The following is a 13421-nucleotide window of genomic DNA, read 5'->3' as shown; positions in this document are numbered from 1 at the left end:
CGTGGATGTGGTCTGCCTGACAGACTGCCCGAAAGTGCCCCGCACACCGCGCATTTGGTGGCGTGTGGGTCTAGCCTTGACACCGCGTCGGGTTGCGCGCCGTTCGGTGCGCCCTCCGATGCAACACGACGTTCAGTAGACCACCCGCACCCACCAGCACCTTCCCGGAAGAGGCGAAACAAGCCGTGCCGCAGTCCTCAGGCCCCTCCACCAGTTCCACCGAGCCCTCTGACACCGACTTCGGTGCCAACGAGTGGCTCGTGGAGGCGATGCGGGAGCAGTACGACGCTGATCCCGCGAGCGTCGATCCGGCGTGGAAGGCGTACTTCGGCGCCGAGAGCTCCTCGTCGTCGAAGCCGAGCAACGGCGCCCCGACGTCCAACGGCTCGTCGGCCGAGAAGCCCGCCGCCAAGACGCCCGCCAATGCCCCCGAGAAGGCCCCTGAGAAGGCGTCCGAGAAGGCGCCGGCGAAGGCGCCCGAGAAGCCTGCTGCCAAGCCTGCGGCTGCTGACGAGAAGCCCGCGGCCAAGGCCGCCCCCAAGTCGGAGCCGCGCTCGACGGGCAAGGCTGCCGAGCCGGCCAAGGCCACGAACAACCCCACCCCCAAGGACGCCAAGCCCCCCGAGCCGTCCGAGGCCAGCGACGAGCCGACCTACACCGTGCTGCGTGGAGCCCCGGCGCGCGTCGTCAAGAACATGGACGACTCGCTCACCGTGCCGACGGCGACCTCGGTCCGCTCGGTGCCGGTCAAGCTCCTGTGGGACAACCGCATCGTCATCAACAGCCACCTCGCCCGCGCCCGCGGTGGCAAGGTCTCCTTCACCCACCTGATCGGCTACGCCCTGGTGCGCGCCGCCCGCTCGATGCCGGAGATGAACGTCGGCTTCGAGGTCGTCGACGGCAAGCCCAACCTCATCAAGCCCGCCCACATCAACCTCGGGCTCGCGATCGACGTGCCGAAGCCCGACGGCTCGCGCCAGCTGCTCGTGCCGGCCATCAAGGCCGCCGAGGACATGGAGTTCGCGGCGTTCTGGACCGCCTACGAGGACGTCGTGCGCAAGGCGCGCGACAACAAGCTCACCGTGGCCGACTTCCAGGGCACCTCGATCAGCCTCACCAACCCCGGCGGCATCGGCACCGTGCACTCGGTCCCCCGTCTGATGTCGGGCCAGGGCGCCATCATCGGCGTCGGCGCGATGGAGTACCCCGCCGAGTGGCAGGGCGCCTCCGACGAGGCCATCGCGCGCAACGGCATCAGCAAGGTCATGACGCTGACGTCGACCTACGACCACCGCGTCATCCAGGGTGCGCAGTCCGGCGAGTTCCTCAAGCGCCTCCACCAGCTGCTCCTGGGCGCCGACGGCTTCTACGACGACATCTTCCGCTCGCTGCGGATCCCCTACGAGCCGATCCGCTGGGGCAACGACATCGCGACGTCCCACGACGACGAGATCAGCAAGCAGGCCCGGATCCTCGAGCTCATCCACGCCTACCGCGTCCGTGGGCACATGATGGCCGACACCGACCCGCTGGAGTACCGCCAGCGCACCCACCCCGACCTCCAGATCGAGTCGCACGGCCTGACGCTGTGGGACCTCGACCGCGAGTTCGCCACCGGCTCGTTCGGTGACGGTCGCCGGTTCATGAAGCTCCGCACGATCCTCGGCATCCTGCGCGACTCCTACTGCCGCACCACCGGCATCGAGTACATGCACATCATGGATCCCGAGCAGCGTCGCTGGGTGCAGGAGCGCGTCGAGCGCCCCCACACCAAGCCCCCGCGCGAGGAGCAGCTGCGCATCCTGCTCAAGCTCAACCAGGCCGAGGCGTTCGAGACGTTCCTGCAGACCAAGTTCGTCGGCCAGAAGCGCTTCAGCCTCGAGGGCGGCGAGACCACGATCCCGGTGATCGACGAGATCTGCGAGGCAGCCGCCGAGGTCGGCCTCGACGAGGTCACCATCGGCATGGCCCACCGCGGCCGGCTCAACGTGCTCGCCAACATCGTCGGCAAGAAGTACTCCCAGATCTTCCGCGAGTTCGAGGGCAACATCGACCCGCGCACGGTCCAGGGCTCCGGCGACGTGAAGTACCACCTCGGCGCCGAGGGCGAGTTCGTCGCCGGCTCCGGCGACAAGATCAAGGTCTCCGTGGCCGCGAACCCCTCGCACCTCGAGGCGGTCGACCCGGTGCTCGAGGGCATCGCCCGCGCCAAGCAGGACGTCCTCGACCAGGGTGAGTCGTTCCCGGTCATGCCGCTGCTCGTGCACGGTGACGCTGCGTTCGCCGGACAGGGAGTCGTCGCCGAGACGCTCAACCTCTCCCAGCTGCGCGGCTACCGCACCGGCGGAACGATCCACGTCGTGGTCAACAACCAGGTCGGCTTCACCACCTCGCCGGGCTCCTCGCGCTCCTCGCTCTACTGCACCGACGTGGCGCGGATGGTTCAGGCGCCGATCTTCCACGTCAACGGTGACGACCCCGAGGCCTGCATCCGCGTCGCGCGGCTGGCCTTCGAGTACCGCCAGGCGTTCAACAAGGACGTCGTCATCGACCTCGTCTGCTACCGCCGCCGCGGTCACAACGAGGGCGACGACCCGTCGTACACCCAGCCCCTGATGTACGACCTGATCGAGCAGAAGCGCTCGGTGCGCAAGCTCTACACCGAGTCGCTCATCGGTCGCGGTGACATCACGATCGAAGAAGCCGAGCAGGTGCTGGCCGACTACCAGCAGCAGCTCGAGCGGGTCTTCACCGAGGTCAAGGACGCCTCCTCGCAGCCGCCCGAGTGGACGACCGTGCCGGACTACCCGGAGAAGCCCTCCGGCGAGATGCGCACCGCCATCGACCTCGCGTGCCTCAAGCGGATCGCCGACGCCTACGTCACCCCGCCCGACGGCTTCACCGTGCACCCCAAGGTGATGCCGCAGCTGCAGCGCCGCGCTGCTGCGATCACCGACGGCCCGATCGACTGGGGCACCGGCGAGATCCTCGCCCTCGGCTCCCTGCTCATGGACGGCCGTCCGGTCCGCCTCGCCGGTCAGGACTCGCGTCGAGGCACCTTCGTGTCGCGCTTCGGCACGATCATCGACCGCAAGAACGCCGACGAGTGGACGCCGCTGTCGGCTCTCACCGAGGACCAGGCGAAGTTCTACATCTACGACTCGCTGCTCTCCGAGTACGCCGCGCTCGGCTTCGAGTACGGCTACTCCGTGGCTCGTCCTGAGGCGCTGGTGCTCTGGGAGGCCCAGTTCGGCGACTTCGTCAACGGTGCGCAGACGGTGATCGACGAGTTCATCACCTCGAGCGAGACCAAGTGGCGCCAGAACTCCGGCGTCGTGCTCCTGCTCCCCCACGGCTACGAGGGCCAGGGACCGGACCACTCCTCGGCGCGCATCGAGCGGTTCCTCCAGATGGCTGCCGACGACGCGTTCGTGGTCGCCCAGCCGTCGACGCCGGCGTCGTACTTCCACCTGCTGCGCAACCACTCGCTCGGTGAGAAGCACCGCCCGATGATCGTCTTCACTCCGAAGTCGATGCTCAAGCGCAAGGAGGCTGCCTCGCAGCCGGCCGACTTCACCGACGGCACCTTCCGTCCGTTCATCGGCGACGCCGACGTCGAGCAGGACAAGGTCGACACCTTGCTCGTCTGCTCGGGTCGCGTCACGTGGGACCTGATGGTCGAGCGCAAGAAGCGCGAGGACGGCGAGCGCTTCGCCATCGCGCGCGTCGAGCAGCTCTACCCGCGCCCGCTGGACGAGATCAAGGCCGAGATCGCCCGCTACCCCCACCTGAAGCAGGTGCGCTGGGTGCAGGACGAGCCGGCCAACATGGGGCCGTGGCCCGACTACGCCCTCAACGTGTGGCCCGAGGTCGACGCCACGGTGGAGCGGATCACCCGCGAGCAGTCCTCCTCGCCCTCGGTCGGCACGATCAAGCGGCACCAGGCCGAGCAGAAGGACCTGCTCGACCGGGCGTTCGCCTGATCTCCTGCGCTCGCTGCCCCGGCAACCACGCCTGAGCGTGGTGGGTCGGGGCCGCGGGCGCACTCGTGACCCGCACCGACCTCGAGGAGCACGCGTGTCCAGAACCGCCCGGCTGGCCCTGATCACGCTCGTCCTCCCCGTGGCCCTGTCGGCCTGCTCGGGCGAGGAGCCAGACGACCGGAGCGCCGAGGCGGTCCTCGAGGACGCGACCGATGCCTCCCTGTCCTCGCGCAGGTTCGTCGTCGACCTCGAGGCGCGGCTCGACCTCGACGGCCGCGAGCTGGGGCTGACCGCCGCCGGACGGGTCGACTACGACGCGGTCGTCGCCGACCTCGCGCTCGGGGTCGAGCAGCAGTCGGGCACGGCCGTCGCGCAGATCCTGGCCGACGGCGAGCGGGTCTGGGTCTCGCTCGAGGGCGACGACGCTGCGCCGTTCCCCGGCGGCGCTCGCTACGTGCAGGGCAGCTCCGACAAGCTCGCGGCAGCCACCACATTTGCCCCGGAGAGCCTCCTGGGGGTGCTCCACGTCCTGCGTGGCGCCGAGGACGTCGAGCAGGGTGACGACCAGGACGTGGCGGGCGTCGAGACGCGCGTCTTCACCTTCACCGTTGCCTATCTCGATGCCGTGGCTGCTGCCGGCGACGATGCCGAGACCTTCGAGATGGCCTTCAACCTCACCGGTGACGCCACCGCAGCCGACCTCGACATCGAGGTCGCCATCGGGCCGGACGACGTCGTGCGGCGCTTCGCCCTCGAGATCGTCGCCGGCGACCTCCCCGTGACCGGCACCTACGACCTCGCGCTCAGCGAGGTCGGCGAGGACGTCGCCGTGCCCGACGCGCCGGCCGACGACGAGGTGGCCTCGCGCAAGGACAGCGCCAAGACGTTGAGGCAGCTGCTCACCTGAGCCTGCCGCTTGGCCTGCCCGTTCGGCGGCACTGCGCACGCCCTGAGGCCCACACCCGTGTGGCGTCGTCCGGCCCTGCTGTCAGACTGCTCGTCATGTACTTCACCGACCGCGGCATCGAGGAGCTGGTCAAGCGCCGGGGCGACGAGGACGTCACCCTGGCGTGGGTCGCCGAGCAGCTTCAGGTCTTCACCGACACGCACCCGGAGTTCGAGACCGCCGTCGAGCGGTTCGCCACGTGGCTGGCACGCCTCGACGACCCCGACGACTGAGCATCAGCCGAAGGGCAGCGGCTCCGGGGCCAACGAGACGGCCTTGGCCCGCGCGGCCGTGAGGCTGCGGCGGTGGTGCTGGCGGCAGAGCACCTCGTAGGCGACCTCGGCCGGCGGCCCCTGCTGGTCCTCGACGTCCCCCACCACCACGACCTCCCCGACGGTGACCATCACGCCGTCCTCGGTGCGCGCGTTGTGGGTGGCGCGCTTGCCGCACCAGCAGAGTGCCTCGACCTGCAGCACCTCGGTGCGATCGGCCAGCTCGACCAGCCGTGCCGCGCCGGGGAAGAGCTTGGTGCGGAAGTCGGTGAGGATGCCGAAGCAGAAGACGTCGATCTGCAGCTCGTCGACCACCTTGGCCAGCTCGTCGATCTGCGCCGGGGTGTAGAACTGCGCCTCGTCGCAGACCAGGTAGTCGATCCGGGCCCCCTGGGTGAGCGCGTCGACGACGTAGCGCCAGAAGTCGAACCCGGGGACGACCTCGAGCGCGTCGTGGGTCAGCCCGAGACGCGAGGAGATGCGGGCGGTGCCGGCCCGGTCCTGCGAGGTGAAGATCCGGCCCACCCGACCGCGAGCGGCGTGGTTGTGATTGGTCTGCAGCGCCAACGTTGACTTGCCTGCATCCATGGTTCCGGTCCAGAAGGTCAGGTCAGCCACGGGCCAGATCCTCTCATCCCGCACTCAGATCTCGAGCAACCGGAGGCCTTCCCCCCACCCCTGGCGCACCACTAGGTTCGGCTGTGACGTGCATCACGCGCGCCATTCCCCCTCACCCCAGGAGACCCTCCTTGTCTCGCTCCCTCCACGGTCGGCGTCGGCCTGCCCGCGCCGCCCTGACCACCCCCCTCACCACGGCCGCCCTTGCCCTCGTGGCAGGGCTCCTCACCGCGGTCGCGCCCGTCGTCACCGCCTCCCCTGCTGCGGCCGACGGCCCCGGCGTCGGCGCGCCGTACGTCGTCACGCTCGGCGACTCCTACATCAGCGGTGAGGCCGGCCGCTGGGCCGGCAGCAGCAACGACTCCAGCACCCGCGCCGACGCGCTCGGCCCCACCGCCTACTTCGACAACGCCGCGGGCACCGGCGAGACCATCGTCCGCTGCCACCGCAGCAAGTCCGCCGAGGCCTTCATCGGCGGTGGCGTGCTGGGCAAGAACCTCGCCTGCTCGGGCGCCACCACGGCCACCACCAACGGCGAGTACTTCAAGCCCGGACTGGACTTCGCCGACCTCGGCGGCGGCAAGATCGGTCAGGCGAAGGCGCTGCAACAGTTCGCCGCCGCCAACAACGTCAAGATGGTCGTGGTGTCGATCGGCGGCAACGACTTCAACTTCGGCTCGATCGTCTCCACCTGTGTGGCCAACTTCCTCTCCTCCCCCAGCTGGTGGAAGGACTACTGCTACGACGACAGCTCGGTGACCGCCAACTTCACCACCTCGAACGTCACCGCCGTCCGCGCCAAGATCGCCGGCGCGCTCGTGAACGTGCGCACCGCCATGCGCAACGCCGGCTACTCGGACTCCTCGTGGACGCTGCTCGCCCAGACCTACCCCTCCCCGATCCCCAAGGCCAGCGGCTTCCGCTACTCCCAGAGCGGCTACACCCGGCAGTCGACGGGAGGCTGCGGCTTCTGGGACGCCGACGCCGACTGGGCCAACGACTACGCCCTCGCCACGATCAACAGCACCGTGCGCGCGGCGGCGACCCAGTCGGGCGTGAGCAACATCAAGATCCTCGAGCTCGCCTCGGCCTTCAACGGCCGGCGGCTGTGCGAGACCGGCGTCGGGCTCTACGAGGAGAAGGGCCTGGCGAGCTGGACGTCGACGGGTGCCGTCGACAAGACCGAGTGGGTCAACCAGATCCGCACCGTCTCCACGTGCTGCAGCAGCAGCCCCTACTACATCCAGGAGTCGCTGCACCCCAACTACTGGGCTCAGCTGGCCACCCGCTCGTGCGTGCGCCAGGCCTACAACGGCGGCGTCACACGAGGCGGAGCGTGCCGGATCTCCGGCACCGGTCTCAGCGGCGGCGAGCCGCGGATGATCCTGCAGTAGCCGGACGGCGTCGCGGCCGGCGAGAGGCTCTAGTCCACCAGGATCGGGATGAGCATCTCGTCGGCCGTGAGGCTGCCGTGCAGCCCCACGAGCGTGGTCTCGTAGTCGAACTTCTCGCTCGAGAAGACTCCGTGGTCGCCGCGGCAGGCCACCACGACGTCACCCAGGCGGGGCAGCACCCGGGCGTCGACCGGGCCGAACCATCCGCGTGTGATCGCCTCGCCGCGGGTGAGGACGTCGGCGTGGTCGCCCAGCTGCTCGCGCCACGTCGAGAGGACGTCGTCCACGGCGCCGCTGCGGCAGTACAGGTGCCGGAAGCGTGCCTCACCACCGAGGAGCGCGACCCCGTCGAGCAGGTGCGTCTCGACGTCGACGTCGGTGCGGTTGTGGGTGGGCGAGTCCACCATCCCGTGGTCGGCCACGACGACCAGGCGCACCTCGGGCGGCAGGGTCTCGCGCAGCTGCTCGGCCTCCGCGTCGACCATCGCGAGCTGCTGGAGCCACTGGCTCGACGACACGCCGTAGCGGTGGCCGGTCCAGTCGAGGTCGCTGTCGTAAAGGTAGGTCATCGAGGGCCGCGAGGACGAGGCCCCGAGGGCTGCGGCGATGCGCTCCCCCACCTTGTCGGCGCCCACGAAGGCTGCGCCGCGCGCGGAGGCGACGGTCAGCCCCGAGTCGCGGAAGTCGCGCTTGTTGACCACCGTGACGTCGATGCCTGCGGCCCGCAGACCGGAGAAGGTCGTCGGGTGCGGCTGCCACTCCAGGGGGTCGATCTTCTGGTCCCACCACAGGTGGTTGAGCAGGGAGTCGGTGCCCGGAATGCGAGCGGTGAACCCGACCAGCCCGTGGGTGCCCGGGGTCAGCCCGGTGCCGAAGGACGTCAGGCTCGTGGCGGTCGTCGAGGGGACCCCGGCCGTGCCCGGCTCCGCGTCGATCAGCAGCGACGACAGGTAGGGGGCCGCGTGCGCGTAGCGCTCGAGCAGCCGCGCGCCGAGGCCGTCGACCAGGAACACGACGTACGCCGGAGCCGAGGGCAGCTCGAGGCCCGAGGGCGCTGTGCCCACCGGAGAGCCGAGCGCGGTGGCCACGGCCGGCATCACGTCGGCCAACGACCTCCGGCCGTAAGCCGGTTCGACGAACACCTCGGGCTGGGGAAGGCTGTGGCGAGCCGCGGTGCTCATGCTCAGTGCTGCGTGCTGGCGGACAGCGCGGCGGCGAAGGCCAGCAGGCCACCCACCGCGTCGACGCCGTCGGCCGCGGCCGAGACGCGCAGCGAGAAGTCGTCCGAGGCCAGGACCCCGGTGTAGCCGTGGTCGGCGTCGCACTGCGGGTCGCTGCACCCGGCCGGCTCGAGGTCGAGGCGGCTCACGCCGCCCCACCCGATGGTCATCACGGCCTCGGCGGGCGGGCGCGGACCGGCCGTCGGGTTGGCCGTCATCCGGGTCACGACCACGGACTTCACCGCCGTCAGGCTGATCGCCTCGGTGGAGGTGGACGTGTAGGGCTCGGGCAGCAGGTCGTCGCCGGCGTGCTCGTCGGTGTGGGCCAGGATCAGCCGCGACGGGGTGAGGACCACGACCGTGAGGTGACGGCGCACCTCGTCACGCTCGAACGTCGGCTCGTGGTGCACGTAGAACGCCCGCACCGGCTCGCCGCCGACTGCGCCGTCGACGGAGTCGGCCACGACCTCCGGGTAGTAGCCCGTGTGGTCGATCGCGGACCTGAGGTCGCGCGAGTGGTCGAGATCGTCGATTGAGCGGCGCACGTCGTCAGTGTGTCACGGGGCTTTGCCGCTAGTCAGGGATGGTGTCGCCCATCAGGTCGGGCAGGCGGCGCACGAAGTGGTCGGAGCGCGGGTCGGTGACCGGCGCGACCCTCGCGCACGCGGTGAGCACGGTGGCCGAGTCGGTGCCGGCCAGGACCAGCGAGAGCTCGAGCGCGCTGAGCTGTGGCAGGTCGTTCTGCATCTGTGCCACCCGGCTGATGAGGTGCTCGATCTTGGGGACGTCGATGGGCTCGGCGCCGCGGTAGCCGAACAGGATCGGCGAGGTCTTGACCTCGCGCACCATCGCGGAGACGTCCCGCTCGCCGAGCGGGGGGATCCGGTAGGACCGGTCGGAGAGGAGGTCGATGATGGGGCCGGAGATCCCGAAGGACACCACCGGTCCGAACAACGGGTCCTCCAGGCTCTTGATCGCCACCGGAACACCTCCGGCAGCGTTCTTCTGCACGACGAAGTCGGCCAGCGAGGGGGCCTTGACGAGGTCGCCGAGGGCGGTCCAGGCGGTGCGCATCTCGGCTGCGTTGTCGATGTTGCGCCACACGTGGGCCAGGTCAGGACGCTCGCGCAGGCCCTCGGCGGTGGCCTTCAGGACGACGTCCCAGCCGAGCCGACGTCCGGCGGCCTGCGCCTCCTTGACCGTGGCGACCGGGATCGACTCCCAGACCTCCATGCCATAGGTCTTCAGCAGGGCCGAGACCTGCTCCCGGGTGAGCGTCGCACCCTCCGGCGCCGCGGCCAGCGCCTGGTTGAGGATCCGCTTGGCACCGAAGGTGTCGACCTCGCCCGGGTCAGGGGCGGGGCCGTCCGGGGTCCGCAGCCACACGGCGTAGTCGACCACGCGGGCCATCGCCCGGACGGCGGCCTCGACCGCGGGGTAGGACGGCACCGAGCCGCGACCGGCGTCGGAGCCGGCCACGTCGGGCACCCGGAGCAGCTCGGGCACGCCCTCGGCGCCCAGGAACGACGACACCAGGGGCTTGTCGGACTGCTCGCCCACGGCAGCCAGCACGTTGGCGACGTCCTCGCCGGAGACGTTGAGCGGCGGGATGTAGACCGCGACCACGGCGTCGACCTCGGGGTCGTCGATGGCCTCGTCGAGGGCGTCCTCGAAGTCCTCGGCGCTTGGCTCGGCGCTGAGCGTGACCGTGCGGGCCACGAGCAGGCCGACCGCGGCGGCGGCGTCGGCGGCGAGCAGGCCGAGGGCGTCGGAGTTGCCGACGATGGCCACGCGTCGCCCGCGCGGCAGCGGCTGGTGAGCCAGCAGCTGGGCGACGTCGAACATCTCCTCGAGGGTGTCGACCTGGATGATCCCGGCCTGGCGGAACATCGCGTCGAGCGCCTCGGGCGGCGCAGCGATGCGACGCACCGAGTGCCCCATCGGCACACCCTGGGTGGTCCGACCGGAGCGCACCGCGATGATCGGCTTGCGCAGCGAGACCCGGCGCGCGATCCGGGAGAACTTGCGCGGGTTACCGATCGACTCGAGGTAGAGCAGCACGACCTCGGTCGCGTCGTCCTCCTCCCAGTACTGCAGGAGGTCGTTGCCCGAGACGTCGGCACGGTTGCCCGCGCTGACGAAGGTGGTCAGGCCGAGGCCACGGTTCTGGACCTTCTCGAGGATCGCCGAGCCCAGGGCGCCGGACTGGCAGAAGAAGCCGGCACGACCCCGCGGGGGCATCACCGAGGAGAGCGAGGCGTTGACCGACACCGCCGGGTCGGTGTTGATGACGCCGAGGCAGTTGGGGCCGATCAGGCGCAACCCGTAGGAGCGGGACAGCCCGACCAGGTGTCGCTGTCGCTTGCGTCCTTCCTCGCCGGTCTCGGCGAAGCCGGAGGAGATCACGATCATCCCGTGCACGCCCTTGGCGGCGCAGTCGAGCACGACGTCGTTGACGGACTCGGCCGGCACCGCCACGATCGCGACGTCCACGTCGTCGGGGATGTCGGTCACCGAGCGGTACGACGGCAGGCCCGAGACCGCCGGAGCGCTGGGGTTGACGGCGTAGATGCGGCCGGTGAAGTCGTTGCTCACCAGGTTGCGCACCAGCACCTGCCCGATGGTGTCCTGGCGACGGCTGGCACCGATGACCGCGATCGAGCGCGGGTTGAAGAAGCGTTCGATCGAGGCGGCCTCCGCGCGGTGCTCGCGCCCGCGCATGACGCCGATCGAGGTGTCGGTGGGGTCGATGGAGAACTCGAGGCTGAGCACGCCGTCCTCGTAGCCGCTCGCCACCCGGTAGCCGGCGTCGCGGAAGGTGTGGATCATCGCCTGGTTGTCGGGCAGCACCTCGGCGACGAAGCGGTAGATCCCGCGCTCTCGCGCCGCCTGGGCGAGGTGCTCCAGCAGGAGCTGGGCGATCCCGCGTCCGTGGTGCTGGTCCTCGACGAGGAACGCCACCTCGGCCTCGCCATCACCGATGACGTCGTAGCGACCCACCGCGATCATCTGACCCTGCAGCACCATCACCAGGGCGACGCGGCGGTCGTGGTCGACCACCGTGAAGCGCTTGACGTCGCGCTCGGACAGGTTGGGCATGGGGCTGAAGAAGCGGTAGTACTTCGAGCGGTCCGAGACCCGCGAGTAGAAGTCCACGAGCAGGTCGGCGTCGGCGGGCCCGATCGGGCGGATGTGAGCCGTCCGGCCGTCGCGCAGCAGGACGTCTGCCTCCCAGTGCCGAGGAGCCGCGGCGCCTTCGGCCACGTTGAGGGGTTCCGTGGTCACGACACGACCCTACCGTCGCAGCGTGCGTGGCGGTGCCCACGCGCCCCTTGCGGCGTGCCCACCGCACTTCCGTCGGCGGCGACCGTGAGAATGGGCGGCATGGCTCGCCGTTCCACACCCCCGGACCTCCCCGACGACTTCGAGGAGCACATCCTCGACATCGACATCGGGGAGGAGATGCGCAACTCCTTCCTGGAGTACTCCTACTCGGTCATCTACTCGCGAGCGCTGCCCGACGCCCGCGACGGGCTCAAGCCCGTGCAGCGCCGGATCCTCTACACGATGAACGACATGGGCCTGCGCCCCGATCGCGGTCACGTCAAGAGCGCCCGCGTCGTCGGTGAGGTGATGGGTCGGCTCCACCCCCACGGCGACAGCGCCATCTACGACGCCCTGGTGCGGATGACGCAGCCCTTCGCCATGCGGGTGCCGACCGTCGACGGGCACGGAAACTTCGGCTCGCCCGACGACTCCCCCGCCGCGATGCGTTACACCGAGTGCCGCATGGCCCCGGCTGCGGTGGCGATGACCGCCGACATCGACGAGGACACCGTCGACTTCCGGCCCAACTACGACTCCCGCGAGATGGAGCCGTCGGTGCTACCGGCAGCGATCCCGCACCTGCTGGTCAACGGCACGACCGGCATCGCCGTCGGTATGGCCACCAACTGCGCGCCCCACAACCTCGTCGAGGTGGTCGCGGCGCTGCGCCACCTGATCAAGCACCCTTCGGCCTCGCTCGACGACCTGATGCGTTTCGTGCCCGGCCCCGACCTTCCCACGGGCGGCAAGATCGTCGGTCTCGACGGCATCCGCGACGCCTACGAGACCGGCCGCGGCTCGTTCCGGATGCGCGCCACCGCCCGCATCGAGACCATCGGTCGACGCAAGGCCATCGTGGTGACCGAGCTGCCCTACGCCGTGGGTACCGAGAAGGTCATCGAGCGCATCAAGGTGCTCGTGCAGGGCAAGAAGCTCCAGGGCATCTCCGACGTCAAGAACCTGCAGGACCTCGACAACCCACTCAACCTGGTGATCGAGGTCAAGAACGGCTTCGTGCCCGAGGCGATCCTCGAGCAGCTCTACAAGCTCACCCCCCTCGAGGACTCCTTCGGCATCAACAACGTCGCTCTCGTCGACGGTCAGCCGCGCACGCTCGGCCTCAAGGAGCTGCTCGAGGTCTTCCTGCACCACCGCTACGACGTCGTACGGCGCCGCTCGCTGTTCCGCCGGGCGAAGAAGGCCGACCGGCTCCACCTCGTCGACGGTCTGCTGATCGCGCTGCTCGACATCGACGAGGTCATCCAGGTGATCCGGACGAGCGACGACGCCGCCACGGCCCGCGAGCGCCTCCAGACCGTCTTCGAGCTGTCGCAGGCACAGTCCGACTACATCCTCGAGATGCAGCTGCGCCGCCTGACCCGCTTCAGCAAGATCGAGCTGGAGAAGGAGCAGGAGCAGCTGCGCCGCGAGATCGAGGAGCTCGACGCGATCCTCGCCGACGACAAGCTGCTCCAGAAGGTCGTCTCCGACGAGCTCGCCGAGGTCGCCAAGACCTACGGCACCCCGCGCCGCACCGTCCTGCTGCAGTCGGCGGGCACCGCCGTCACCGCGGCCACGACCAGGTTCTGACGATCGCCGAGGCTGATCCGGTGGTCAAGGGCCAGACGGCGACGTCATCCTACAAACCGGCCGTCATGGAA

General features: G+C 69.9%; 8 protein-coding genes and 1 pseudogene. 5 read left to right on the top strand and 4 right to left on the bottom strand.

Annotated features, from left to right (window positions below; translation table 11 throughout):
- Positions 1-185: 185 nt before the first annotated feature.
- The 3 genes from VOI19_RS03675 to VOI19_RS03665 all read left to right on the top strand — a co-directional run bounded on the left by VOI19_RS03675 (position 186) and on the right by VOI19_RS03665 (position 5162).
- Complete coding sequence (locus VOI19_RS03675) at positions 186-3983, top strand: multifunctional oxoglutarate decarboxylase/oxoglutarate dehydrogenase thiamine pyrophosphate-binding subunit/dihydrolipoyllysine-residue succinyltransferase subunit (protein ID WP_323791602.1); 3798 nt, start codon at positions 186-188, stop codon at positions 3981-3983.
- A 94-nt stretch (positions 3984-4077) separates the two neighbouring features.
- Positions 4078-4890 (top strand): hypothetical protein, encoded by an 813-nt coding sequence (locus tag VOI19_RS03670; protein ID WP_323791601.1) that lies wholly within the window; start codon positions 4078-4080, stop codon positions 4888-4890.
- Between the two features lie 95 nt (positions 4891-4985).
- Positions 4986-5162: a DUF6104 family protein gene (locus tag VOI19_RS03665; protein WP_300402621.1), complete on the top strand. Its 177-nt coding sequence runs from the start codon at positions 4986-4988 to the stop codon at positions 5160-5162.
- Between the two features lie 3 nt (positions 5163-5165).
- On the opposite strand, the gene VOI19_RS03660 is transcribed toward VOI19_RS03665, so the two are convergent.
- A complete protein-coding gene (locus tag VOI19_RS03660; protein WP_323791600.1) occupies positions 5166-5819 on the bottom strand; it encodes a thymidine kinase in 654 nt (217 codons plus the stop codon).
- Positions 5820-5950: 131 nt separating this feature from the next.
- Between VOI19_RS03660 and VOI19_RS03655 the strand changes: the two genes are divergently transcribed.
- Entirely contained in the window at positions 5951-7213 is a 1263-nt protein-coding gene (locus VOI19_RS03655; RefSeq protein WP_323791599.1) for a hypothetical protein, read from the top strand.
- 29 nt (positions 7214-7242) lie between these two features.
- Here VOI19_RS03655 and VOI19_RS03650 read toward each other — a convergent pair whose 3' ends face one another.
- Genes VOI19_RS03650 through VOI19_RS03640 form a run of 3 tightly spaced genes read right to left on the bottom strand, consistent with a single transcriptional unit; the run spans position 7243 to position 11718 of the window.
- On the bottom strand, positions 7243-8394 hold the full coding sequence (locus VOI19_RS03650) for a nucleotide pyrophosphatase/phosphodiesterase family protein (protein WP_323791598.1): 1152 nt from the start codon (positions 8392-8394) through the stop codon (positions 7243-7245).
- A 2-nt stretch (positions 8395-8396) separates the two neighbouring features.
- Positions 8397-8978 (bottom strand): DUF5998 family protein, encoded by a 582-nt coding sequence (locus VOI19_RS03645; RefSeq protein WP_323791597.1) that lies wholly within the window; start codon positions 8976-8978, stop codon positions 8397-8399.
- Between the two features lie 28 nt (positions 8979-9006).
- Positions 9007-11718: a GNAT family N-acetyltransferase gene (locus tag VOI19_RS03640; protein WP_323791596.1), complete on the bottom strand. Its 2712-nt coding sequence runs from the start codon at positions 11716-11718 to the stop codon at positions 9007-9009.
- Positions 11719-11817: 99 nt separating this feature from the next.
- Between VOI19_RS03640 and VOI19_RS03635 the strand changes: the two are divergent.
- Positions 11818-13335: pseudogene (locus VOI19_RS03635) on the top strand (DNA gyrase/topoisomerase IV subunit A); the annotation flags it as partial.
- Between the last annotated feature and the right edge of the window lie 86 nt (positions 13336-13421).

It is taken from the genome of Nocardioides sp. (genome assembly GCF_034670285.1).
Lineage (GTDB): Bacteria > Actinomycetota > Actinomycetes > Propionibacteriales > Nocardioidaceae > Nocardioides.
The sequence above is the reverse complement of the archived record's forward strand: the minus strand, read 5'-3'. Positions and strand labels throughout refer to the sequence as shown.

Bases quoted from the DNA above. Each gene is read 5' to 3' on its own strand.
- VOI19_RS03665 (WP_300402621.1), top strand. From the start codon at position 4,986: ATGTACTTCACCGACCGCGGCATCGAGGAGCTGGTCAAGCGCCGGGGC.
- VOI19_RS03650 (WP_323791598.1), bottom strand. From the start codon at position 8,394: ATGAGCACCGCGGCTCGCCACAGCCTTCCCCAGCCCGAGGTGTTCGTC.